We start from the raw sequence: 23,126 nt of genomic DNA, 5'->3' as shown, positions 1-23,126 counted from the left end.
TGGGGAGGGTCGAGTGTCTCGTACGCGTTATCTGTTGGCCGGCGCGGCAATCTTCTGTGGTTCCGCGACCGCCGCGCAAGCGATGGCGCAAGTCCGGCAGTTCGACGTCGCACCGCAGCCCGCGAGCACCGGCATACCCCTGTTCGCGCGTCAGGCCGGCATTCAGATCCTCGTATCGGGCACGATCGCCGACGGCGTTTCGGTCAATCGCGTCAAGGGAGTGATGGATATCGCGGCGGCGCTGCGCGCATTGCTCGCCGGGACCGATCTCGTCCCGGTGATGTCCGGTACCAAGGTCGTGCTCAGGCAACGCGGCGCGCTGGACCGGAAAATCGCTTCGGTGCCGGCAGGCGTTCAATCGGCGCCCATTGCCCAAAGCGGCACGGAGCCCGTCCAGATCCCCGCAGCGGAGGACTCCGCCGACGAGGAGCAGGACATCGTCGTGACCGGAATCCGCAATTCGCTCGAGCGCGCAGCCGACGTCAAGCGGACCTCGGTGCAGGTGGTGGATTCGATCGTCGCCACCGATATCGGCAAGCTGCCCGACCCCACCGTCGCCTCGGCGCTCCAGCGCGTGCCGGGCATCCAGGTCCAGAACGACCGCAACAACGAACTGTCGAGCGTCCGCATCCGCGGTCTCACCGATATCCTCACCATGGTGAACGGGCGCGAGGTCTTCACCTCGACCGGCCGTGGCTTCGATCTTCAGGACGTGCCGGCGGAAGCGCTCGCGCGGATCGACGCCTTCAAGTCGCAGGCCGCAGACCAGATCGAAGGCGGCGTGGCCGGGGCGATCGACCTCAAGCTCAACCGGCCGTTCAGCTTCCGCGACACCACCGTCGTGCTCAGCGCGCGCAACAATTACGGCGTCGCGGTCGATTCCAGCAACCCGCAGTTCGGCGCGCTGGCGACGACCCGGTTCGACACCGGGATCGGCGAGATCGGCGTGCTGGCCAACGCCACCTATTCGCATGCCGACACGATCCGCAGCGCCAGCAACATGACCGACCGCCGCAGCTCGGGAAGCGCACCGCTCAACAGCCCCGGCTATCTGATCCCGCAGGTGATCCAGAACATGCCCGATGTCGGCGCGGTGACGCGCTGGCAGGCCAATGGCGCGATCCAGTGGCAGGCCTCGCCTTCGCTGCAGGCCTATGCCGAGGGGCTGTACACCTATTTTCGCACCACGACGGGCTTTGCCGGATTCAATCCGCAGCCTTTCACCAACGGCACCACGATGACCGACGTGGTCGCCAGCGACGATTGCTTTCAGACCCGGGTCAATGCGGGCGGGACCAATCCGACCATCGTCAACAACGCGGACGGCACCCGGTCGCTCCAGCCGTTCACCGTGCAGACCTTGTGCGACATCAAGAGCGCGCGCTTCAACAATATCGTGGTCAATCAGAATTCGTCGTCGAACCAGGTGACCCAGCGCAACAAGATGATCGCCGGCGGCCTGAATTACGATCAGGGCCCGGCGAGGGTGACGCTCGATGTCGCGTATCAGACGTCGAGCGCGTTCACCGAGAATGTGAACGCCGAGGTCGGGCAGCGCGTCTCGACACTTTTGCTCGAGACCGATGTGGACAACGGCCCGCGGATTACGCTCGATCCCGCGATTCCGCCGAGCTCGGCCAATTTGTCGCTGCGCAACTCGTTCAACCAGAATTTCACTTATGTCGACGGATCGCTGTTCCAGACCAAGCTGGACGGCAGCTATGAGATTGGCGGATTGCTCCAGCAGCTCCAGCTCGGGCTGCGCTTTGCAAAGCGCGAGGCGCATCAGCAGAGCGTGCTGCAGACCGTTCCGGTCGCTGCGATCGGCTTCGGCAATATCGGCACGCCGAGCGAGGCGACCGCGCGGCTGGTCTCGTCCCTGCCGCTGTCGTCCAACTTCCTCGGCGTGATCGCCTTCGCGCCGCGGATCAACAATGGTTCGGCTTTCCTCGGGGCCAATCCCGCCTATCTGCGTTCGGAGGAAGGTCGCAACGAACTGCGCGCTTTGTTCAAGGTTGCGCTGCGCCAGCCCGATTACGATCCGACGAAGGAATTCAACGCCGACGAGACGACCTATGCCGGCTATGCTCAGGCCAATTACGAGATACCGGTCGGCGCAATGACGCTGAACGGCGTGATCGGCACGCGCGTCACCAAGACTGACCGGACGATTAGCGGATTTACCCGCAGCGGCGGGGTGATCGAGCCGGTGAGCGCCACTACTTCCGACGTGGATCTACTCCCCAACGCGACGGCACGCCTCCAGTTTCCCGGCGGCTTCCAGAGCCGGCTCTCCTGGTCGCGCACGATCCGGCGCCCCGATTTCGTCTCGCTCAACCCCGCCGAGACGCTCACTTTGGTCGGCAACGTCTTCCTGCTCAACACCGGCTCGCGCGGCAATCCCGAGCTGCGGCCGCAAAAGTCCGACAGCTTCGATGCCACGGCGGAATATTATTTCCGCGGCGGCTATGTCGCGGTCACCGGCTTCTACCGCTCGATCAAGGATCGCGTGGTCAATTCCGCGACGCAGGAAACGATCGACGGGCTGAACTATCTGATATCGAGCCCGCGCAATGTCGGTTCGGTCAAACTCAAGGGCGTCGAGACCAGCGCCCAATATTTCTTCGATTTCCTGCCCGGCGCCTTGTCCGGCCTTGGCGTGCAGGGCGCGTTCACCCTGGTCGATTCCGAGATCACCGGAAGCGATCCGCTCGCCGGCTATCCGCTGCTCGGCGTGTCGAAATACAATTACACCGCAGGGCTGCTCTACGACAAAGCCGGGCTCAGCGGCCGCCTCGTCTACACCTATCGATCGCGCTACTATATCGAGGACAATAGCGGCGGCGTGCAGCTCCGTCCGATCGATTCCGCGCGCGTCAATGAAGTCTATACGCCGGTGCTGCTTTCGTACGCCCGTCCCGCGGGCCGGCTGGACTTCAGCGTCGGATATGACGTGAGCAAATCGTTCCGCATCGATGTCGGCGGGACCAACATCCTGCGCAGCAGGACGTCGCAATATCGCGGACAGGAATATCTCAATTACGTCCTGTACGGCGACGAGGCGACCTACACGATCGGCGCCCGCGTGCGCTTCTGAGCCGGTTATCGGGTGGAGAATGGTATGATATTGCGATCTGCCCTGCGATCCGCGCTGGCGACTGCGTCGCTGGTGGCCCTGAGCCAGGCGGGTGCTCTGGCCCGCGACAGGCAAAAGGCCGAGGCGCCGGCGCGGCCCAATCTGGTGATCTTCCTCGCCGACGATCTCGGCAACGACGTTCCGCCCTGGGGCGACACCAATGCGCGCGCGCCGAACATCGCCAAGCTGGCCGCGGAAGGGCTCGCGTTCGATCGCGCCTTCGTCGCCTCGCCGGCGTGCGCGCCCAGCCGCGCGGCGCTGCTGACCGGGCTGATGCCCGCGCGCAACGGCGCCGAGGCGAACCAGTCCGCGCCGCGCCGGGACGTGCGCAAACTGCCCTCCTATCTGCATGATCTCGGCTATGAGGTCGTCGCGTTCGGCAAGGTCTCGCATTATCAGCAGACCGGGATGTACGGGTTCGATCATTTCGAGCACGACAAGTTCCACGATCCCGAAGGCGTGCCCTCGGCGATCCGCTGGCTCAAGGCGCGCAAGGACAGGAAGCCGCTGGCGATCTTCATCGGCAGCAACTGGCCGCACGTTCCGTGGCCCGAGACGACTGAAGGCTTTCAGCCCGCGGCGATCGCGCTGCCCGCCAAGACCGTCGACACGCCGGTCACGCGCGATGCGCGGGCGCGCTATTATGCGGCGATCTCCCGGCTCGATCGGGAGCTGGGCGATACGCTGGACACGGTTGACAGCGTGCTCGGTCCCGATACGTTCGTGCTGTTCTCGTCCGATCACGGCGCGCAATGGCCGTTCGGCAAATGGAATCTCTACGACACCGGCATCCGTGTGCCGATGATCGTGCGCTGGCGCGGCCATGTCGTGCCCGGCGCGCGCACCGATGCGATGGTCAGCTGGGTCGATATCCTTCCGACCCTGGTCGACGTCGCCGGCGGCAAGCCCGCCGGGGACATCGACGGCCGGTCATTTGCGGGGGCGCTGCGGAGCAAGGTCAAGTTTCGGGGGCGCAGCGAGATCTTCACCACGCATAACAATGACGGCAGCATCAACGTCTATCCGATGCGCAGCGTCCGCACCGATCGCTGGAAGTACATCCACAATCTGCACCCCGAATATGCCTACACCACCCATATCGACCAATGGGTGAAGCGCGTGGATTCGGGGAAGTATTTTCCGTCATGGCGCAAGGCCGCGGCATCCGATCCGGCGGCCAAGGCGATCGTCGACAATTATTATCGTCGTCCCGGCGAGGAGCTGTACGATCTCGCGGCCGATCCGCAGGAGCAGCATAATCTCGCGGCCGATCCGCATTATGCCCGCGTCCTGAAGGGTTTGCGCACGCGCCTCGCCGGCTGGCGGGCGGCGCAGAAGGACGACCACGCCGTCGCCGGCAAGCCGCATTTCGAGGAGGGACCGATCGACGGCGAGCCCGCGCCGCCGGCCGACTGAGCGGATTCGTTACGCGCGGGTGCGCGACAGGCGCCGGTCGATCAAAAAGACGCCGATCGCGACCAGAACCAGTCCGGCGGCAAGGAACAGCATCGGCGCGAAAGCGCTGCCCGAGGCGGTCGCGATCCGCGGCACCAGCGCCTGCGCGGCGAACCCGCCGAGATTGCCGGTTGCGTTGATCACCGCGAAGCCGGCGGCGGCGCCGGTGCCGCTCAGGAAGCGCGGCGGCAGCGTCCAGAAGATCGGCTGGCCCGCGAAGATCGCGCAGGCAGCCAGGGTCAGCGCGGCGAATTTGAGCCCCGATCCGGGCAGCACCACGCTGGCGGCCAGCGCCGCGGCGCCGATCAGCGGCGGGATCACGCCGTGCCAGCGGGCGCTGCCGCGCCGGGCCGCGTCGCGCGGCACCAGCCACAAGGTCACGCCGACGAACAGCCACAACAGGCCGTTGAGGAGACCGTTCGCGGTGTTCGACACCCCCATGTCGCGCACGATCGTCGGCAGCCAGTAGCTCAGCCCATAAGCGGCCAGCGGGAAGCCGAAAAAGGTGAGCGACAGCATCAGCACGCGCGGATCGGTGATGGCGCGCAACGCCTGTTTCTGGCCGACATTCTCCACTGCCGTGCGCTCGCGTTCGAGTTCGGCGCGCAGCCAGTCCTTCTGTGCCTCGTCGAGCCACCGCGCTTGTTCGGGCCCGCGCGGCAGCAGCTTGAGCAGAACCGGGGCGAGCAGGATCGCCGGCAGCCCGGTCACGAGGAACAGCCATTGCCAGCCGCGCAGGCCCATCGCCCCGTCGAGATCGAGCAATGCGCCGCCGATCGCTGCGCCGGTGGCGTTGGCCAGCGTCCCCGCAATCATGAACAGCCCGACCGCGCGGGCGCGGTGCGCGGGCGGATACCAGAGCGTCAGCGCATAGAGCACGCCGGGAAACAGCCCCGCCTCGGCCACGCCGAGCAGGAAGCGCAGCACATAGAATTGCGTCGCGTCGCGGGTGAAGCCGAGCAGCACGGTCACCACGCCCCAGCTCACCATGATCCGCGCGAACCAGCGCGGCGCGCCGACCCGGGTCAGGAACAGGTTGCTGGGCAGTTCGAACAGGAAATAACCGACGAAGAACAATGCCGCGCCAAGCCCGAATGCGGCCTCGCCGAGCCCGAGATCCGCCGCCATCTGAAGCTTGGCATAGGAGACGTTCTGCCGGTCGATATAGGCGATCAGATAGACGAGGCCGAGCAGCGGCATCAGCCGCAGCGTGACGGCGCGCGTGGTCGCGGCGGGGAGGGCGCACATGGGTTCTGCCTGCGCGGTCATGGGCGAGACGCGTAGGGCGGCAGGCTCGCCATCCACGCCCTCAACCGGGCGAGCAATCGATCGCGCACCGCCGGGTTCCGCGCGCCGGCTTCATGGGTCTCGGTCGGGTCCGCGGCGAGGTCGAAGAGCTGGGGACGGGCGCCGCCGGCCTCCGCCAGCAGCTTCCAGTCGCCATCGCGCACCGCGAACCGCGGAGAGACGTCGCGTGGCTGCGAAGGGGTGCTCGGCTGAACCGGGGCGCCTTCCTTGCCATAGGCCCAGAACAATGGCTGGCCGCGCGTCATCGGGCGACCCTCGATGACCGAAGACAGGTCTACGCCATCGCTCTCCCTTGGTGTCGGGACGCCCGCGAGCCGGGCGAAGGTGGGCAGCAGATCGGCGCCGTGCCCGACCGAGCGCTCGTCGCGCGTCCCCGCCCTGGCGTGGCGCGGCCAAGACAGGATCAGCGGCTGGCGGATCCCGCCTTCGTACAGGCTGAACTTGCGGCCGCGCAGATCCGCAGCGCTGCCGGGGGCGCTCGCGCCGTCGCGATAATAACGCTGCAGCGAGGACGGACCGTTGTCCGAGGTGACGACGATCAGCGTGTTCTCGAATTCGCCCATCTGGCGCAGCCGGTCGAACAATCGGCCCAGCGTCTTGTCCATCTTCACCAGCGTGGCGAGGAAGCGATCATCGTCGGGACCGTCGCCTTTGCCCATCACGTCGCCGAGCGCCTCGTCGCCGGGTGCCCAGGGATCGTGGACGTCGTTGAGCCACAGATTCACGAACCACGGCCGGTCGGCATGCTCGGCGATGAAGCTGGCAGCCATGTCGCAATAGAGGCCAGTCAGCCGCGTCTTGATCTCCCAGAAGCGTGCGCCGTTGCCGAGCCGGTCCGACTGCTCGGCCAGATCGCGCTCCTCGTCCGACACGAGCACACGCGGACCCAGGCCTTCGAAAGTCGTGAAGCTGCGATCGAAGCCGTAGGCAGTGGGGCGTGGGGCATCGCCGATGTCGCGTCCGCCGCCGAGGTGCCATTTGCCGAAATGCGCGGTGGCATAGCCGGCGGATTGCAGCGTGCGGGCGATATTGGGCAATTCAGGATCCAGCCAGTCGACCTGACCGAGCTCGGCGTTGCGCTTGCGGGCACCGGTGATGCTGACGAAGCCCAGTTCGGGCGGAAACCGGCCGGTGAGAAACCCGGCGCGCGACGAAGAGCAGATCGGCGCGGCATCGTAGAATCGAGTCATCAGCACGCCTTCGCGCGCCAGCCGATCGAGATTGGGCGTCGCCACCTTGCGATTGCCCATGATCGACAGATCGGCAAAGCCCATATCGTCGACGAGGATGAACAGGATGTTCGGCCGCGCACCCGCGATCGGCCGGACCTCTGCCCCGCCATCGGGCGCAGGCTGGGCGAATGCCGGGGCGGGGACAAAGCCGAGCAGGCCTGCCAGCGCTACGTGGAGTCCTGCGGCGCGGATCGCGCGCCGGGCGCGTGCGCTCAGCCTCGCGGCTGGATGCGTTTCGGCCAATGTCGCTCTCCTTCGACCGGACAGTTTCGCTGCCCTGTCGGTTACCTGATCGTGCCGATGCACCGTATGAGACCCGCGAAGCGCGAGTAAAGCTCATTAATCCTATTTATCTTGACCGCGATTTCGGGCCGGAGCAAGTAGCCATGTACCGAATGCGCCAAGCCCGATCCCCGACATGAACCCGATTTCCACCCATGATATGATCGCGCTGCCGCCCGGCACGTTCACGATGGGGTCGGAACGCTTCTATGCCGACGAGGCGCCATGCCGGCAGGTGCGGGTGGGACCGTTTCGCATCGACCGTGCGCCGGTGACCAATCGCGACTTCGCCCGCTTCGTCGCCGAAACCGGCCATATCACCACGGCCGAGGTGGCGCCCGATCCCGCCGATTATCCGGGCATGCTCGACGGCATGGCTTATGCCGGATCGCTCGTCTTCCATCGCACCGCGACCCCGGTGGACGTTCGCGATCCCTCGCAATGGTGGTCGTTCCTCGCCGGCGCCGACTGGCGGCATCCGCTGGGCCCCGACAGCGGGATCGAGGAACTGGAAGAGCATCCCGTCGTCCATGTCAGCCATGCCGATGCCGAGGCTTATGCCGCCTGGGCGGGCAAATCGCTGCCGACCGAGGCCGAATGGGAATATGCCGCGCGCGGCGGACTCGAGGAGGCCGAATTCGCCTGGGGTGACGAACTGGCGCCCGGCGGCGCGATGCTCGCCAATTACTGGCAGGGGCTGTTTCCCTTCGCCAATCAGTTGCTCGACGGCTGGGAGCGCACCTCGCCTGTGGGTAGCTATCCGCCGAACGGCTATGGTCTGGTCGACATGATCGGCAATGTCTGGGAATGGACCGCGGACTGGTATGCCGATCGTTCCCGCAGTGCGCGCAAGGGAAAGCCGGCGCCTTCGTGCTGCGGCGGCATCGAGGTGGATCCGCGCGGCGGATCGCGCGGGGGCAGCCTCGATCCGGCGATGCAGGCGATGCGGATTCCGCGAAAGGTGCTGAAGGGCGGATCGCATCTATGTGCGGCCAATTACTGCCAGCGTTATCGGCCGGCCGCACGGCACCCGCAGATGGTGGATTCCTCGACCAGCCATATCGGCTTTCGGTGCATCCTGCGCGGATAGCGACGGGGCGGGGGCGGATTGCCAGTCAGCCGGCCCGGTCGCATGGTGCGCGTCGGGACAACCGGGAGATCGGGAGCGAGCGATGCGCAATCCGGAGCGGTTACGCAACCTGACATTGGTCGCAGGGCTGGCGGGATTGCTGTCCGTCAGCATCCCGTTCGTCGACTCCGGCCGCGCGGAAGAAGGCGCCTGGGTCGTGGTCGGCGGCATGATCGCAGTAATTGGCCTCGGAGCCGCCATTCTGTTGACGCTGAACCTGCGGCGGATGCGGCGTCTCAACGCCGGCGAGGGCGTCATCGCCCGCTGGCAGATCGATCCCGCGACCTGGGCGCGCTTCGTCGCCGACGATCGCGAGGCCGAGCGTGACAAGCGAAGGCTGAACAACGCGATCCGCCTGAGGGAAAAGCCCAGGCGCGTCGTTGCAGTGGTGATCGGCGACGACTGTCTTCAGGTCGATGGCGATTTTCACCGCGTGGCGCTGGCAGAGTTGAAGGGGGCGGGGCTGAGCGCCGGGCCGCCGTCGATCCTCGAATTGCGCTTCGTGACGCCGGGGGCGCAGCAGCCCGACATGCATTATGCCTTTCGCTTCCCCGTCGCCTTCGGTGCCGAAACCGCGGCGCGGGGGGTGATCGATCATTATAATCGCCGCTATAACAATGCCTATGGCGCGCGCTGATCGATAGCCGCCGCTCGCTTCGCCGTATCGAGCCGACGGCCCGGGCCTGGGCTCCTGCATCCATGGAGGTCAGCGGCCCGGGGCCTTCGAGACCAGCTTCTGACGAGCGGTACCGGCGGCAGGTCCGTTCGTGGACCTGTCCCCGCTCTCCGGGCGGGGTATCGCCACCCGGAAAGATTGGTTCACTGGTCAGGGGGAGTTTCTTTCTTCCGTTTCGCGCCCTTGTCGACCGTCGCAGGCGGCAGCGCCAGATTCTCGCTGACCTTGCCGAGAAGTCCCGGATCCGAACCGAAGATCCCGCAATCGCCGTCTTTCTTCGAGCCGCCGAATTTGGGAAGCCTGGGGAGCTTCAATCCGCCGCGGGAGGTTTCGCCGGTGATGAGCATTTCGCTGAACTTGTCGCCAAATTCGCCGGCTTGCGCATAGGCATCTCCCACTTCCGACACTCTGGCCGTGCTCAGAATGGAGTCGGCGCCGCGCGCCCATATCAGTGCGGCGTCCTGCTCGCCGTTCCGGTCGAGAGCTTCGGCCTCGACGGTGAGACTTCCGAGGCCCACCGGGACCCGGGGGTTGAGCAGCGGGATGCTGCTGAGCGCGGAGGGAATGAAGCCGACGATCGCCGATGCGCCGGCCGCGATCCTGCTGGTCGTTCCGATGTGCGTGATCGTGGTGCGAACGCTCAGATCGGCGGGCTCGGTTGCCTCTACGATGTCGAAGCGCTTGCTCAGCTTGCGGCAGAGCGACCGATCGAGGGCATTGGCCACGAGGTTCCGGTTCTTCTCCGCCACGTCGGTGCCGACGCCGTCGGCGAACCGGGCAGGCAGGATCCGCACCGTCCTGGCGGCGAGGAGATCCTGTTTGTTGACCCGCGCCTGCGATTGGGTCGTGCGCCCCTTCTTACGCACCAGATGGTCGTAGGAGGTGAGGGCGCCGCTTCTGGTCATCGGCGGTGTCGCACATGCGGCGAGCGACGATAATGCGAGGCACGCCACGAACGATCGAACGGTGCGGCGGGGATGGATAATGGCGCGGACGGATAAGTCGCCAGCGAGCGGATAATCCAACATAGGCAAGTTCCCAATTCACTGCTGAGCAAGGCGACGGGCACCCGCGAGAGCGGATGCACGCGCCACGACCCTTTTGTCCCTGAGGTCCGTTTGAAAGCGTTTGCGCTTCTCTCCCTCAGACACCGGGGTGGACGGGAACCCTCACCAGGAATCGCATCTGCAGCTTTCAGCTTCGACCTCGGGCCGCACCAGGGGAGCCATCGCTCGGTTCATCGGCGAACCGCCGGCCGGCGGCTCAGCCGATCGGAAAGTACGTTCCGGCAGGGAGTTGTGGACAACACCTCAGGCCGTTCGACAATCGCGGGAAGTGCAGGTCGCGAGGCGGGTCGCGGCGGCGCTCCGGGCGCGGCGTTGACGTCATTCCGGTTGCGATGCAATAGAACCCGCCGTGATGCCGTCGTCCGGGCCCTGCGATCAACGGACATGAGCGGGCGTCCATCCATTGTCGCTGCCGAAAGCCGAATGTGGGCATGAAATGTTGAATGGCGGCGGTCTCATTCCCCTGTTCGCAGAGCTGCGGCCGGCATTGGCGCGCTTTCTCCAGACACGCGGGGCTTCGGCCGACGAGGCGGAGGACATCCTGCAGGACGTCAACATCAAGCTGCTCGCCGAGCGGTCCGGGCCGGTCGCGCAGCCGCGCGCCTATCTCTATAAGATGACCAACAACCATTTCCTGCTGCATCGTCGCACCGCCGGCCGGCGCGAGCGCCGCGAAGAGGATTGGGTGAGTGCGCATGGCGGCGGCGGCGAAGCGGACGATCAGCCGTCGATCGAGACCGAGATGATCGCGCGCGAGCAGCTCGCGATCCTGCAGCGGCTTCTGGATGGCTTGCCGGAAAGGACGCGGACCATCTTTCAGCGCTTCCGGATCGACGGGGAGCCGCAGCGCGTGATCGCCGGCGAGCTCGGCATCAGCATCAGCGCGGTCGAGAAGCATCTCGCACGGGCGTATGAAGCCATTTCGGCCGCGAAGCTTCGATTGAATGAGGATCATCCGGGTCGGCGGAGTCTCACTGGGGAAAGAGGCCGCCATGCCATCTGAGACGCCGGACAGCATCGAGACGCGCGCTATCGAGTGGCACATCAGGCTACGCGATGGCGACGACGCAATCTGGGAGGGATTCGCCGAATGGCTCGCGGAGGATCCGCGCCATGCGACCGCTTATGATGCGGTCGAGGAGGCCGATCTCGCGCTCGAGCCGCTGCTGCCGCACGTAATCATCCGCGCCGCGGCGAACGATACCGGGGAGCGACCGGAGCGGCCGGCCGGCAACGGATGGCGCTGGGGCCTTGCAGGCGGCGGGCTCGCGGCGGCGATTGCCGCGGCGTTCCTGCTGCTGCCACAGGCGGAATCCAGCCGGTACGAGATCGCCACCCGCCCGGGCGAACGGCAGGTTGTCCAGCTGGATCCGGCCACCCGCGTCACGCTCAACGGCGCGACGCGCATGACCTTCGACCGCGAGAATCCCCGCTTCGCGTCGCTGGCCAAAGGCGAGGCCCTGTTCGAGGTCCGGCACGACAGCGCCAGACCTTTCCGGCTCGAGGTGGGCGACGACGTCGTCGAGGATGCCGGTACGGTGTTCAATGTCGTCCACGAGACCGGCGAGGTTCGGGTCGCGGTTGCCGAGGGCAAGATCGTCTACAATCCCGGGCAAGGCGCAGTGTCGCTGGATGCCGGGCAGGCATTGGTGGACCGCGACTCCTCGGATGTCGTCGACGTCACGCGGGTTCCGGCGGAGCGGGTCGGCTCGTGGAAGAGCGGATCGCTCATTTATTCCGGCGCCCGCCTGTCGCAGGTCGCGGCCGATCTGAGCCGCTCGCTGGAGGTCCGCATCAGCGTTGCCCCGGGCCTCGCCGATCGTCCGTTTTCGGGGACGATCGCTCTCGACGGCAGCGGTCCCGAGCAGCTCCGGCGTCTGCAGCGCGCGCTCGACGTGCGCCTCGACAAGGGGCCTGACGGGTGGATCATGAGACCGGTCGGCAGTGCGGGGAAATAGACGGGCGGCGGCCGTCGTCGCGATTGCGTTCGGTCTCGGCGCGGCCGGTGCCGCCCGGGCAGAGACTTTCAACATCGCGCCGGGTCCGCTCGGCGAAGTCGCGGCTGCCATCGGCGCACGGGCGGGCGTCACTGTCGCCGTCACCGATCCCGAGCTCGCGCGGCGCCTGTCGCCCGGCGTCCGCGGCAAGTTCTCCGTGCGTGGCGCGCTGGAGCGGGCGTTGCGGGGAACGGGCGCCGGCGCCGTGTTCTACGACAAGAACACCGTCAGGATCGTCCGGGCGCGCGCGAAGCCGCTCCCGGTCAGGCAGAAGCCGGCGAGGGTCCCGATGCCCGATCCGCCCGCCGAGCCGGACGAGATCGTCGTCACCGCGAGCAAGCAGAATATCCTGCTCGACAACTATCCCGGCTCTGCCAGGATAATCGATTTCGAGCCGGCCTGGCTTTCGCGCAATGGATCGCGCGGGACGGCTGCGCTGATCGAGACGCTGCCGACGCTCGGCTCGACCAATCTCGGTCCGGGCCGCAACAAGCTCTATGTGCGCGGCATCGCGGACAGCAGCTTCAACGGCCCGACCCAAGCGACAGTGGGGCAATATCTCGGTGACGCCCGGCTCAACTACAATGCGCCGGATCCGGACCTCAATCTCTATGATCTGAAACGGGTCGAGATACTCGCCGGCCCGCAGGGCACGCTGTACGGCGCCGGCTCGCTGGGCGGCGTCGTGCGGCTGATCCCCAATGAGCCCGATAGCGACCAGACCTATGCGACCGCTTCCACCGGCGTCAGCGCGACGCGTTTCGGCGGCGTGGGGGGCGACGCTGCGGCAATGCTCAATCTGCCGCTCGCCAAGGGCCGGATGGCGCTCCGCCTCGTCGTCTACGGGACGCGCGAGCCTGGCTATATCGACGATCCCTCGCGAAATCTGCGCGACATCAACGACAGTTTGAGCTTCGGCCACCGCCTGATGTTCCGCATGGAGGATCTGGCGGGATGGACGATCGATGCCGGGGTCGTTGTCCAGAACATCACCACCGACGATGGCCAATATGTCCTGCGCGGCGATCCGCCGCTCGCGCGCAGCAATGCCCTGGCGCAGCCGTTCCGCAATGATTACCGGCTGGCCTATGTCACTGCCCGGCGCCCGGTGTTCGGAAGCAACGAGCTCGTCTCGACGACATCGCTGGTCTGGCACGATCTGAAGACGGTGTTCGACGCGACCGGCTCCGACGGCACGACCTCGCCCCGGCGCTTCGAAGAGAAGAACAACATCGCGCTCCTTTCCAACGAAACGCGGCTTTCGGGCGGCGATCGGCGGACGCCGTGGGTGGCGGGCATGTCGGGTATCTACAGCGTGAGCCGCCTCTCACGGTTCCTGGGGTCTCCCGATGATCCGGGTCAGATCGCCGGGGTGCGCAACCGGCAAGTGGAGATATCCTTCTTCGGACAGGCTTCGCATCCGATCGCTTCGTCACTGGTCGTGACCGGCGGCGGGCGGCTGACCGTCTCCGACGGCGCGGGAAAGCTGCTCGACGACGTCAGTGGCGGAGAAGGGGAATCGTCGCGCGCGCGCCTGCGCTTCGCGGGGAGCGTGGCGCTCGATTGGCATTTGTCGCCGTCGCTGTCGGCCTTCCTGCATTACCAGCAGGGATTTCGCCCGGGCGGGTTCGCGGTGGCGTCGGGTTCGGTCACCGAGAGCCAGGAATTCGAGGCCGACGACCTCAGCCAGATCGAGCTCGGCATTCGCTGGCGGGACAAGGCCCGGGACCGGCTGTCCATCCGCGCGGCGATCTTCGCCGTCGACTGGAACCATGTCCAGGCCGACCTCGTCGACAGTTCGGGCCTCCCCACCACCGCCAATATCGGCAGCGGCCGGATCTATGGGCTGGACGGTGAGCTGACATGGCGGGCATCGTCGGCCTGGACGCTGACGGCCGCCGCCTTCCTGAACGACAGCAAGGTGGTCGGCACGGATCCGGCAGTGACGAACCCCGATGAGATCACGCTGCCGAACATCCCGAGAGACGGCATCCGGATCGGCAGCGCATGGCGGTTCGATCTGGGGCGCGATGCCACGCTGACCGCCGAGGCAACCGCGCACTATGTCGGACGATCGCATCTGGGTGCGACTCCGCCCATGGACGTGACCCAGGGCCAGTATCTCGTCGGCGGCCTCGGCGCCCGGATCGACTTCGCGCGCTTCGGTATCTCGCTGGATGTCGCCAATATCGCGGACGCGCGGGCAAACACCTTCGCGTTCGGCAATCCTTTCGGATTGAGCCGGCAAAACCAGATCACGCCGCTCCGGCCGCGCACCGTCCGGCTGGGGTTCGACGCGCGCTTCTGAGCGCCGGCGCCGCAACGCGCGGGCCGAATTCCTCCCTTTCTGCAAGGGCGAACAAAAAGCCCCACATTTTTGGTGAGGGTCCCCCGATCTGTCGGTGTCTCAGGGCAGGAAGGAGAAAGCCCTGATGTCCGAAAAACTGACGCCGCTCGAAAGGGCGGTGGTCGCATTGTCGCGCGCCGACCCCATCTCGAGCCTGCGGCCCAATAGTCGCAAGCGCGGCTGGATCCTCGGGCTGCCGACCGGTCCGCTGCCGCTCGCCAATCCGCGGCTCGAGGCGCTGCGGCGCTACGCGATCCTCCGCCGGGTGCACGGGGCCGCCCGGGTCGAGGCGGAGCGTGAACAGCTCCACGAAGCCGGCTTCGACAATTCGAAGATCCAGGAGATCGACGATCTGGTCGACCCGTCGCGGCAGCATCGGCGCGCGAAGTCCGGGCCCGAGGGAAATCTCTTCGTCTTCGATGGAAGCTGCTTCCCGGCGGTCAGCTGGAATTGAACTGGCAGAAACAATCAACTTGTTGGGATTATTCATGAAACTTACGACGATGATGACCGGTGGCGCAGCAATCATGGCCGTGCCGCTCTTCTGGTCCGCCGCCGCGCTCGCGCAGACACAGATTCCGGCCGAGGCCGAGGCGGCGGTGCCGATCCAGGCCGAAGGCGGCGGGCAGGAGCAGGACGGAGATCATATCTCGATCGGTGCCGGCGCCGCCTATATGCCAGCATATCGGGGGTCGAATAAATATCGATTCCAGCCGCTCCCGGCGATCGACATCAAGATCGATCGCTTCTTCGTCAACTTTCAGGACGGGATCGGCGCCAATCTGTTCGACAGCGAGAACGTGACCGTGGGCGTCGGTCTCACCCCCGCCGACGGATACCGCAAGAAGGACGCGCCGGCGGGCATTGGCAAGCTTTCGATGGGGCTGGGCGCGCGCGGCTTCGTGAAACTCCGCCAGTTCGGGTTCGAGGCGACGCTCGGCGCCACCAAGATCGTCGCCGGCAGCACCAAGGGCATGCTGGTCGACGCGAGCCTGTCCTATCCGGTGATGCTCGGCGAGAAATTGATGCTGAACCCGTCGATTGGGACGACCTATGGCGATCGAAAGCACAATAACCGCTATTTTGGCGTCAATGCGCAACAGTCGCTGGCATCGGGCCTGTCGCAATTTCGCGCGGGAAGCGGCTTCATCGATGCGAAGGCCGATCTCGGCCTGCAATATCGCCTGACCGATCGGATCGGCGTCGGCGTCGTGGGCGGCGTCACGACCCTGCTCGGCGACGTCAAGGACAGCCCGATCGTGAAGCGGAAGACGCAGCCCTACGGCATCGGGTTCGTCAGCTACAACTTCTGAGCGGCTGTCCGGGGCGCCCCGTTTCCCCCCTCGCGGGGCGCCCCCCTTTCCGGCCTGATGATGCATCCGGACGACCGAGGCTCTCGCCCGTCTTTCAACATGCCGATGCGCGGAGTTCTTTTCTGGTGAGATGGTTTTCCGGTTTCGTGTTGATGCCCGTCGCATTGGTCGGCGGGTGTGCGTTGCAACCCGCATATCAGCGCCCGCCGCTCGATCTTCCGGGAGAATGGCGCAATGCCCCCGCCGAGACGGCGCAGCCCGTGATCGAGCGCGAGGGGTGGTGGACGCTGCTGGGCGATCCTGCCGTCGACCGGCTCGTGGCGGCCGGTCTGCGCGACAATCCGACGCTCGCCGAGGCGGCGGCGCGCGTCGATCAGGCGCGGGCGGCAGCGACGGTCGAGAATGCACGCCGCAAGCCGAGCGTCGGTGTCACGGCGAACGTATCGGGCGTGAAGGACCGGACCGGTTCAGGCACCGCGACGGTGGCCCAGGCCTCGGCCAATATCGGTGCCAATCTGGCATGGGAGCTCGATCTCTGGGGCCGGCTCCGCGAGACCGCGACTGCGGCACGGCACCGGCTGACCGCCCGCACCGCCGACGCCGAGGCCGCGCGTCTGTCGATCGTCGCGGAGATAGCGGATACGGTTCTGGCGCTTCGCGCGTGCAATCTCGTCCACGGAATCCGCGAGCGCGACATCGGCTCGCGCGAAGTCGAACTCAGGATCATCGAGGCGCGGCTGGCATTCGGCTATGTCGCGCCGGTCGCGGTCGCCACGGCAAGGAGCAATCTGGCCTCGGTGCGGACCGAGCGGATCGCGCAGGAGGAATCCTGCAGGCGCCACGTCGACGCGCTGGTGGCGCTGTCCGGTCTGGATGCCGCGACGATCTCCCGGCTTTTGCCGAGGGGCACTGCGCAGGACGACGGGAACATGCCAGCACCGCCGCCCTTCGTGCCGGCGCTGCCGGCGACGATCCTGCTCCGGCATGCCGGCGTGGTCGCGGCCGAGCGCGAAGTGGCTGCGCGGTGGTCCGAGATCGCAGTGGCCCGCGCCGAACGGCTGCCGCGGATCGACCTGACGGCGCTGCTCACCGGGCAGTGGCTCCGCGCGCTCGGATCGAGCGATTCCTGGGCCAACGGCTCGATCGGCGCTGGATTGACGGCGCCGCTCTTCGACGGCGGCGCAGGCGCGGCGAACGTCCGGCTCGCCGAGGCGTCGTACCGCGAAGCAGTGGCGCAGCTCGTCTTTGCCGTGCGGACGGCGGTTCGGGACGTCGAAGACGCCCTGGCTGCGCAGCAATCGGCCGCCGCCCGCATGGAGACCTCGCGCGACGCACTCGCGGCGGCGCAATTCACGCTTTCGGCCAGCGAGGCCCGCTGGCGCGCCGGTTCGATCGCGCAGCTCGAACTCGAGGAAGCCCGCCGCCAGTCGAACCGGGCACAGGAGAGCGCAGTGGTCGCCTCGGCCGACCGGGCACGGGCATGGGTCGCGCTGGTGCGACGAACCGGGACGCCTTGGCAGGCGCCCCCCATCGAGCCCGGCGCCGAAAGCGCGCCGGGCGACACTATTGGCTCTGGAAACGGGAATGGTCGTCGATGAGCGACGCGATGAATATGGGTGAACGGCAGTCCGCGACACCTCCGCAAAGGCCGATCGTCCGGCGCGTGATCGCGATCGCGGTCTTTCTCGCGGTGCTCGGCATCGGTGCGTATTTGTTCTGGCCACAGGAGCCGCAAACTGCTCCGACCGCACCGCGACCCAAGCTGACCGTCACCGTGGTCACGCCGAAGCGCGTGACCCTTCCGCAGCGCCTGACCGCGTCGGGCGTCATCGCGCCGTGGCAGGAAGCGAGCATCGGCACCCAGATCGGCAGCTATCAACTGATCGAGGTGCGGGTGAATGTCGGCGACCAGGTCAGGCGCGGCGACGTCCTTGCCCGGATCAACCCTGCGTTGCTCCGCGCCGAGGAGACGCAATTGCTTGCGCGTCACGCGCAGGCGGAAGCGAATGACCGGCGCGCGAAGGGGCTGCAGGCCAACGGCGCGATCAGCGACCAGGAAGTGCTCCAGTTCGCGACCGAAGCGAAGACCGCGTCGGCGCTGCTCGCCGCCAAGCGGCTCGAGCTGCGCTACACCCTGGTTCTGGCGCCGGACGATGGCGTGATCACTGCGCGGGCCGCCACGTTGGGGGCGGTCGTGCCGTCCGGGCAGGAACTGTTCCGGATGATCCGCAAGAATCGGCTCGAATGGCGCGGCGAACTCACCGCCGCGCAACTCAATGCCGTCACTGCGGGGCAGCGGATCGCGCTGGCGCTGCCCGACGGGAGCAATGCGAGCGCGGTGATTCGCCAGACCGCGCCGGCGCTCGATGCCGGCTCGCGCCTCGCCATCGTCTATGCCGATCTCGTGCCGGGCAGCCGGGCGCGGGCGGGAATGTACGTGACCGGGGAGATCGCCTTCGGGGAGTCGCCGGCGCTGGCCGTGCCGGCGGAATGCGTCGTGATCCGCGACGGACGCAGCTATGTCATGCAAGTCGCCGGAACGGCCGCGGCCCCGCAGGTCGTCCTGCGCGGCGTGACCACCGGCAGACGCGACGGCGATACGGTGGAGATCCTGCGGGGTCTCGGGGGAGGCGAGCGGCTGGTCCTCAAGGGCGCGGGGTTCCTCAACAACGGCGATGTCGTCCGCATTGCCGATGCGCGTGGGGCCGGGCGATGAACTTCGCGGCATGGTCGATCCGCAATCCGATCCCGTCGATCCTGTTGTTCGTGCTGCTGACCATCGCGGGCATTCGCGGGTTCGGCATGCTGGCGGTGCAGGATCTGCCCGACATGACGCTGCCGTCGGTCTCGGTCGTCGCGGCGCTTCCGGGCGCCACCCCGGCGCAGCTCGAGACCGAGGTCGCGCGGAAGGCCGAGGACGCGCTCGCGGCGCTGGACGGGCTGCGGCACGTCACCACTTCGATCACCGACGGCGTCGTGCGGATCGAGGCGGCGTTCGAACTGGACAAGCCGCTGTCCGACGCGCTCATCCAGACCAAGGACGCGATGGACGGCATCCGCTCGGACTTGCCGGCCGACATGCTGCAGCCCACCGTCAGCGCGGTTACTTTCGCCGCGGCGCCGGTTCTGGTCTATGCGATCGCGTCGCCCGGGCTGGACGAGGCGGAGCTCTCGTGGTTCGTCGACGACAGCCTGACCAAGGCGGTCCGTTCGGTTCCCGGCGTCGGGCGGGTCGAACGCCTCGGCGGCATCCAGCGCGAGGTACGCGTGACCGTCGACCCTGCGCGTCTGGTAGCGCTCGGCGTCACGGCGGGCGAGGTCTCGCGTGCGCTGCGCGAGGCACAGCAGCAATCGTCGGGTGGCCGCACCCAATTAGGCGGCGCCGAGCAGGCGATCCGGACGGTCGCGATCGTCGGTCAGGCCTCGGAATTGGCGGCGCTGCCGATCGTATTGACCGATGGACGGCGGCTGCGGCTCGATCAGGTCGCGACGATCAACGACGGCGCCGGCGAACGCATCCAGGCCGCGTCGCTGAACGGGAAGCCGGTGATCGGCTTCCGCGTCTATCGCGCGCGCGGGGCTGGGGAGACCGAGGTGGCGAACGGCGTCACCGCGGCGCTCGACCAGCTCAAGAGCCGCAACCCGGGTCTCACGCTGACGCCGGTCGGCGGGTCGGTCGATTACACCGTGGAGCAATATGAAGGCTCGATGGCGATGCTCTACGAGGGCGCGCTTCTCGCGATCCTCGTGGTCTGGCTGTTCCTGCGCGATTGGCGGGCGACGCTGATCGCCGCGACCGCATTGCCGCTTTCGATCCTGCCGACCTTCGCCGCGATGCAGTGGCTCGGCTATTCGCTCAACACGCTGACTTTGCTCGCCCTTGCAGCAGTGGTCGGGATCCTCGTCGACGACGCGATCGTCGAGGTGGAGAATATCGAGCGGCATCGGCGCATGGGCAAACCGGTGATGGCGGCGACCGAGGAAGCCGTGGCCGAGATCGCCAAGGCAGTGATCGCGACGACGATGACGCTGGTCGCGGTGTTCCTGCCGACTGCGATGATGTCCGGTTTTGCCGGGCTCATCTTCAAACCTTTCGGCTGGACGGCGGTGATTGCGGTGCTCGCGTCGCTGCTGGTCGCACGCCTGCTGACCCCGATGATGGCCGCCTATCTCCTGAAGGGAGATGCGGCGCCCGAGCCCGAGAACCAGCGGCTCATGCGCCCATATCTCGCCGCGGTGCGATGGTGCCTCGGCCACCCCAAGGCCACCATCGCGGCCACGCTCGCCTTTCTCGCTGCGTCGGTCGCGCTGCTGCCGCTGATCCCGACCGGATTCCTGCCCGCAGACGACCGCAGCACCACCGAACTCTCGATCGAGCTCCCGCCGGGCGCCGCGCTCGGCACGACCGTCGCTCTGGCGGAGGAGGTTCGCCTGGCGGTCAAGGACATCACTGGGGTCGAGAACGTCTTCACGACGGTCGGGCAGGCGGGAAGCGACGGAGACGATGCCAGCGGAGTCCGCCTGGCGTCGTCGACGCTGCTGCTGGCCCCGCGCGGATCGCGGCCCTCCAAGTCCGAGATAGAAACCCTCGTCCGCGAACGTCTCGCCAAAGTGCCCGGCGCACGCTTTACCGTGGGCGACGGCACCGCGCGGCTGGACCTGATCCTCGCCGGCAGCGATTCACGCGCGCTGGCGGCAACCGCCCAGCGCCTCGAACGCGAATTGCGGGAAGTCGGGAGCCTGTCCAACATCGCTTCGACGGCAAGCCTCGACCGGCCCGAGATCGTGATCCGGCCGGATCTCCAGCGCGCGGCCGAACGCGGCGTCACCACGGATGCGATCGGCGAAGTCGTCCGGATCGCGACGAGCGGCGATTTCGACGCGCAAGTGGCGCGGCTCAATCTGGACAACCGGCAATTGTTCATCCGCACCCGGATCGCCGACGAAGCACGTCGGAATCTGGAGACGCTCGGCAATTTGCGCGTCGCCGGGCGCGATGGGCCGGTGCCGTTGGCGAGCGTCGCCGACATCGCGATCGAAAGCGGGCCGTCGCAGATCGATCGCTACGATCGCGAGCGCTACATCACCATCACGGCGGACCTGAACGGCATGGCGCAGGGCGACGCGCTGGCGCGGATCAACGCGCTTCCCGCCATCACCGCCATGCCGTCCGGCGTGGTGCTGGACCCTGCCGGCGGCGCGGAGATCGGCGAGGAGATCGCGCTCGGGTTCGCCACTGCGCTGGTCGCCGGGATCCTGTGCATCTTTTGCGTGCTGGTGCTGCTGTTCAAGGACTTCCTCCAGCCGATCACGATATTGTCCGCGATCCCGCTTTCGGTGGGCGGCGCGTTCGTGGCGCTGCTGCTGGCCGGCAGCGCGCTCGATCTGCCGGCGATGATCGGACTGGTCATGCTGATGGGGATCGTCACCAAGAACTCGATCCTGCTGGTCGAATATGCGATCCTCGGCATTGCCGAGCGGGGACTGTCGCGTACCGACGCGCTGCTGGACGCCTGTCGGATGCGCGCGCGCCCGATCATCATGACGACGGTCGCGATGATCGCCGGAATGGCGCCCATCGCGCTCGGCTTCGGCGCCGATGCCAGCTTCCGCCAGCCGATGGCGATCGCCGTGATCGGAGGGCTGCTCACCTCGACCTTCCTCAGCCTGCTGGTAGTGCCGGTGGTGTTCACCTTCGTGGACGGGTTCGAGCGGCGATTGCGACGCGCCTTTGCCGGGCTTCGCGCGCACCGGCCGGAGCCCGAACCGCGACCCGAAGGCGGCCGCACTTGACCGTGAAACACGGAGCATTTCGCTTCGGCTGGGCGCTGCTGTGGCTCGCCGGCTTGCTCATACTCGTCGAGATCGCGGTGTCGGTCGCGCGGGAATTGCGTTCCGCACAGCTTGGCGCGATGGCGGCGGCCTTGACCCTGCTGCTCGTCCTCGCGATTCGGGCTTCGTTCACGCGGCGCCGATGAGCTCGCGGAAGCCGGATCCTTGCGATCCTTCGTACAATCGGCTGTGGAGCGTCCATCCTCGCGCTGCGTTCGTGGCCAACGGCGCCGCTATGGGATAGATCGCCGTGGAGGATCGCTGCCGAATGCCGCATTTAGTCCATTCCTGGTTTCGGGCGATCGTCCGCCCGACATTCTTCGGGTTCGCGTTCTTCAGCGGATTGCTCGCGGCCGCGCATGCCTCCGCCCAGGAATATTCTGCGCGCGATGTCGGCGGTTGGACGGTGGCGGCGAGCAAAGACGGACGCGGCTGCTTCCTGACCAAAACCTATGCGGGAACCGGGCAGACGACCCTGCTTCTCGGCCTCGACATTGACGGCGGCAATCATCTCTCGGTTCTGAACGAGAATTGGTCGATCAAGCAAAAGGACCGGTGGAAACTGACCTTTCGGCTCTCCAGCGGGGGCTATCCCAACCACCCGGTCGTCGGCATGGCGTCGGACGGGAAAAAGGGGTTCGTCACGAATTTCGACGCGAAATTCCCCGCTCATTTCGCCGCGTCCAAGGCACTGCACATCTATCGCGGCGACGTTCCGGTCGAGCAACTGGATCTCGGCGGGAGCGGCGCGGCGGTTGCGGAGCTACACCATTGCGTCGGCACTCACGCGGCGAAGCCCGTGGCCGGTGCACGAGAGACGCGGCGTTCCGATAAGATACCCAAGGACCCGTTCGCGCCCGACGCCGGGCGGAAATCGAGGGATTGAAGGGCGCGCGGCGCGGTTTCCGCGATCCACTGGCCCGAGAAGATGCACAGCCGGACAGAATCGGGATTGTTGGAACCCCGGCGCTGAGCTTGGGTTGTGCCACTTGGTTAATTATTGAAAGAAAAAACATGTCGCCCACTGTGTACAAGCGTATTCCCGCAGCCGTGATTCTGGTTGGCGCGATCGGCCTTGGTGGCTGCGCATCCAAGTCCTACGTGCGAGAGCAGATCGCTCCCGTGAGTCAGCGCGTCGACGCACTCGAGTCGCGGTTGCAGGAGACCGACGGCACGGCCAAGGCCGCATTGGCAGAGGCGCAGGCCGCGTCCGGCCAGGCGCAGAACAACGGCCAGCGTCTCGATCAGCTCAACGGCCGGGTGGACGGCATGGAGCAGCGGATGCAGGCGCAGGAAAAGCGCGGAAAGCGGCCGCGCAACTGATAATCGCCGTCATCTCCCGTGCCTCCGTC

18 protein-coding genes are annotated in these 23,126 nt (G+C 66.8%); 15 read left to right on the top strand and 3 right to left on the bottom strand.

Features of this window, described 5'->3' with window-relative positions:
• Positions 1–13: 13 nt before the first annotated feature.
• Positions 14–3,097, top strand: coding sequence for a TonB-dependent receptor (locus Q9Q95_RS07335; protein ID WP_306095469.1), 3,084 nt, complete (start codon positions 14–16; stop codon positions 3,095–3,097).
• 30 nt (positions 3,098–3,127) lie between these two features.
• A complete protein-coding gene (locus Q9Q95_RS07330; RefSeq protein ID WP_306095467.1) occupies positions 3,128–4,552 on the top strand; it encodes a sulfatase in 1,425 nt (474 codons plus the stop codon).
• 9 nt (positions 4,553–4,561) lie between these two features.
• On the opposite strand, the gene Q9Q95_RS07325 is transcribed toward Q9Q95_RS07330, so the two are convergent.
• Both Q9Q95_RS07325 and Q9Q95_RS07320 read right to left on the bottom strand, forming a co-directional pair.
• Positions 4,562–5,839, bottom strand: a complete 1,278-nt coding sequence (locus Q9Q95_RS07325) for an MFS transporter (RefSeq protein ID WP_306095466.1) — start codon at positions 5,837–5,839, stop codon at positions 4,562–4,564.
• Between the two features lie 17 nt (positions 5,840–5,856).
• Complete coding sequence (locus Q9Q95_RS07320) at positions 5,857–7,374, bottom strand: sulfatase-like hydrolase/transferase (RefSeq protein ID WP_306095464.1); 1,518 nt, start codon at positions 7,372–7,374, stop codon at positions 5,857–5,859.
• Between the two features lie 199 nt (positions 7,375–7,573).
• Between Q9Q95_RS07320 and Q9Q95_RS07315 the strand changes: the two genes are divergently transcribed.
• Both Q9Q95_RS07315 and Q9Q95_RS07310 read left to right on the top strand, forming a co-directional pair.
• Positions 7,574–8,503, top strand: coding sequence for a formylglycine-generating enzyme family protein (locus tag Q9Q95_RS07315; RefSeq protein ID WP_306095591.1), 930 nt, complete (start codon positions 7,574–7,576; stop codon positions 8,501–8,503).
• Between the two features lie 82 nt (positions 8,504–8,585).
• The gene (locus Q9Q95_RS07310) at positions 8,586–9,179 is read left to right on the top strand and encodes a hypothetical protein (RefSeq protein ID WP_306095462.1); all 594 of its coding nucleotides are present in this window, start codon (positions 8,586–8,588) and stop codon (positions 9,177–9,179) included.
• Positions 9,180–9,361: 182 nt separating this feature from the next.
• Here the strand turns inward: Q9Q95_RS07310 and Q9Q95_RS07305 are convergent, their stop codons facing one another.
• Positions 9,362–10,246, bottom strand: coding sequence for a DUF3313 domain-containing protein (locus tag Q9Q95_RS07305; protein ID WP_306095461.1), 885 nt, complete (start codon positions 10,244–10,246; stop codon positions 9,362–9,364).
• A gap of 475 nt (positions 10,247–10,721) precedes the next feature.
• Between Q9Q95_RS07305 and Q9Q95_RS07300 the strand changes: the two genes are divergently transcribed.
• The 11 genes from Q9Q95_RS07300 to Q9Q95_RS07250 all read left to right on the top strand — a co-directional run bounded on the left by Q9Q95_RS07300 (position 10,722) and on the right by Q9Q95_RS07250 (position 23,097).
• Complete coding sequence (locus tag Q9Q95_RS07300; RefSeq protein WP_306095458.1) at positions 10,722–11,288, top strand: RNA polymerase sigma factor; 567 nt, start codon at positions 10,722–10,724, stop codon at positions 11,286–11,288.
• Complete coding sequence (locus Q9Q95_RS07295) at positions 11,278–12,243, top strand: FecR domain-containing protein (protein WP_306095456.1); 966 nt, start codon at positions 11,278–11,280, stop codon at positions 12,241–12,243. Before Q9Q95_RS07300 ends, Q9Q95_RS07295 begins: the two co-directional genes overlap by 11 nt.
• Positions 12,230–14,590 (top strand): TonB-dependent receptor, encoded by a 2,361-nt coding sequence (locus Q9Q95_RS07290; RefSeq protein WP_306095454.1) that lies wholly within the window; start codon positions 12,230–12,232, stop codon positions 14,588–14,590. The genes Q9Q95_RS07295 and Q9Q95_RS07290 overlap by 14 nt, the downstream gene beginning before the upstream one ends.
• Positions 14,591–14,714: 124 nt before the next feature.
• The gene (locus Q9Q95_RS07285; protein ID WP_306095452.1) at positions 14,715–15,083 is read left to right on the top strand and encodes a hypothetical protein; all 369 of its coding nucleotides are present in this window, start codon (positions 14,715–14,717) and stop codon (positions 15,081–15,083) included.
• A 34-nt stretch (positions 15,084–15,117) separates the two neighbouring features.
• Entirely contained in the window at positions 15,118–15,942 is an 825-nt protein-coding gene (locus tag Q9Q95_RS07280; RefSeq protein WP_306095451.1) for a MipA/OmpV family protein, read from the top strand.
• A 125-nt stretch (positions 15,943–16,067) separates the two neighbouring features.
• On the top strand, positions 16,068–17,540 hold the full coding sequence (locus Q9Q95_RS07275; RefSeq protein WP_306095449.1) for an efflux transporter outer membrane subunit: 1,473 nt from the start codon (positions 16,068–16,070) through the stop codon (positions 17,538–17,540).
• Positions 17,537–18,658: an efflux RND transporter periplasmic adaptor subunit gene (locus Q9Q95_RS07270; protein WP_306095447.1), complete on the top strand. Its 1,122-nt coding sequence runs from the start codon at positions 17,537–17,539 to the stop codon at positions 18,656–18,658. The genes Q9Q95_RS07275 and Q9Q95_RS07270 overlap by 4 nt, the downstream gene beginning before the upstream one ends.
• Positions 18,655–21,735: an efflux RND transporter permease subunit gene (locus tag Q9Q95_RS07265; protein ID WP_306095444.1), complete on the top strand. Its 3,081-nt coding sequence runs from the start codon at positions 18,655–18,657 to the stop codon at positions 21,733–21,735. The genes Q9Q95_RS07270 and Q9Q95_RS07265 overlap by 4 nt, the downstream gene beginning before the upstream one ends.
• Positions 21,732–21,920, top strand: a complete 189-nt coding sequence (locus Q9Q95_RS07260; RefSeq protein ID WP_306095442.1) for a hypothetical protein — start codon at positions 21,732–21,734, stop codon at positions 21,918–21,920. The genes Q9Q95_RS07265 and Q9Q95_RS07260 overlap by 4 nt, the downstream gene beginning before the upstream one ends.
• 104 nt (positions 21,921–22,024) lie before the next feature.
• A complete protein-coding gene (locus Q9Q95_RS07255) occupies positions 22,025–22,660 on the top strand; it encodes a hypothetical protein (protein ID WP_306095440.1) in 636 nt (211 codons plus the stop codon).
• 128 nt (positions 22,661–22,788) lie between these two features.
• Positions 22,789–23,097 (top strand): hypothetical protein, encoded by a 309-nt coding sequence (locus Q9Q95_RS07250; RefSeq protein ID WP_306095438.1) that lies wholly within the window; start codon positions 22,789–22,791, stop codon positions 23,095–23,097.
• Positions 23,098–23,126 lie beyond the last annotated feature (29 nt).

The sequence above is a fragment of the Sphingomonas sp. DG1-23 genome, assembly GCF_030730875.1.
GTDB lineage: Bacteria > Pseudomonadota > Alphaproteobacteria > Sphingomonadales > Sphingomonadaceae > Sphingomonas.
The sequence above is the reverse complement of the archived record's forward strand: the minus strand, read 5'-3'. Positions and strand labels throughout refer to the sequence as shown.

What these genes read in the sequence shown, in the direction of transcription:
- Q9Q95_RS07325 (WP_306095466.1), bottom strand. Translation starts at nt 5,839, where the DNA reads ATGTGCGCCCTCCCCGCCGCGACCACGCGCGCCGTCACGCTGCGGCTG.
- Q9Q95_RS07315 (WP_306095591.1), top strand. Translation starts at nt 7,574, where the DNA reads ATGATCGCGCTGCCGCCCGGCACGTTCACGATGGGGTCGGAACGCTTC.
- Q9Q95_RS07310 (WP_306095462.1), top strand. Translation starts at nt 8,586, where the DNA reads ATGCGCAATCCGGAGCGGTTACGCAACCTGACATTGGTCGCAGGGCTG.
- Q9Q95_RS07305 (WP_306095461.1), bottom strand. Translation starts at nt 10,246, where the DNA reads ATGTTGGATTATCCGCTCGCTGGCGACTTATCCGTCCGCGCCATTATC.
- Q9Q95_RS07300 (WP_306095458.1), top strand. Translation starts at nt 10,722, where the DNA reads ATGTTGAATGGCGGCGGTCTCATTCCCCTGTTCGCAGAGCTGCGGCCG.
- Q9Q95_RS07295 (WP_306095456.1), top strand. Translation starts at nt 11,278, where the DNA reads ATGCCATCTGAGACGCCGGACAGCATCGAGACGCGCGCTATCGAGTGG.
- Q9Q95_RS07285 (WP_306095452.1), top strand. Translation starts at nt 14,715, where the DNA reads ATGTCCGAAAAACTGACGCCGCTCGAAAGGGCGGTGGTCGCATTGTCG.
- Q9Q95_RS07280 (WP_306095451.1), top strand. Translation starts at nt 15,118, where the DNA reads ATGAAACTTACGACGATGATGACCGGTGGCGCAGCAATCATGGCCGTG.
- Q9Q95_RS07270 (WP_306095447.1), top strand. Translation starts at nt 17,537, where the DNA reads ATGAGCGACGCGATGAATATGGGTGAACGGCAGTCCGCGACACCTCCG.
- Q9Q95_RS07265 (WP_306095444.1), top strand. Translation starts at nt 18,655, where the DNA reads ATGAACTTCGCGGCATGGTCGATCCGCAATCCGATCCCGTCGATCCTG.
- Q9Q95_RS07250 (WP_306095438.1), top strand. Translation starts at nt 22,789, where the DNA reads ATGTCGCCCACTGTGTACAAGCGTATTCCCGCAGCCGTGATTCTGGTT.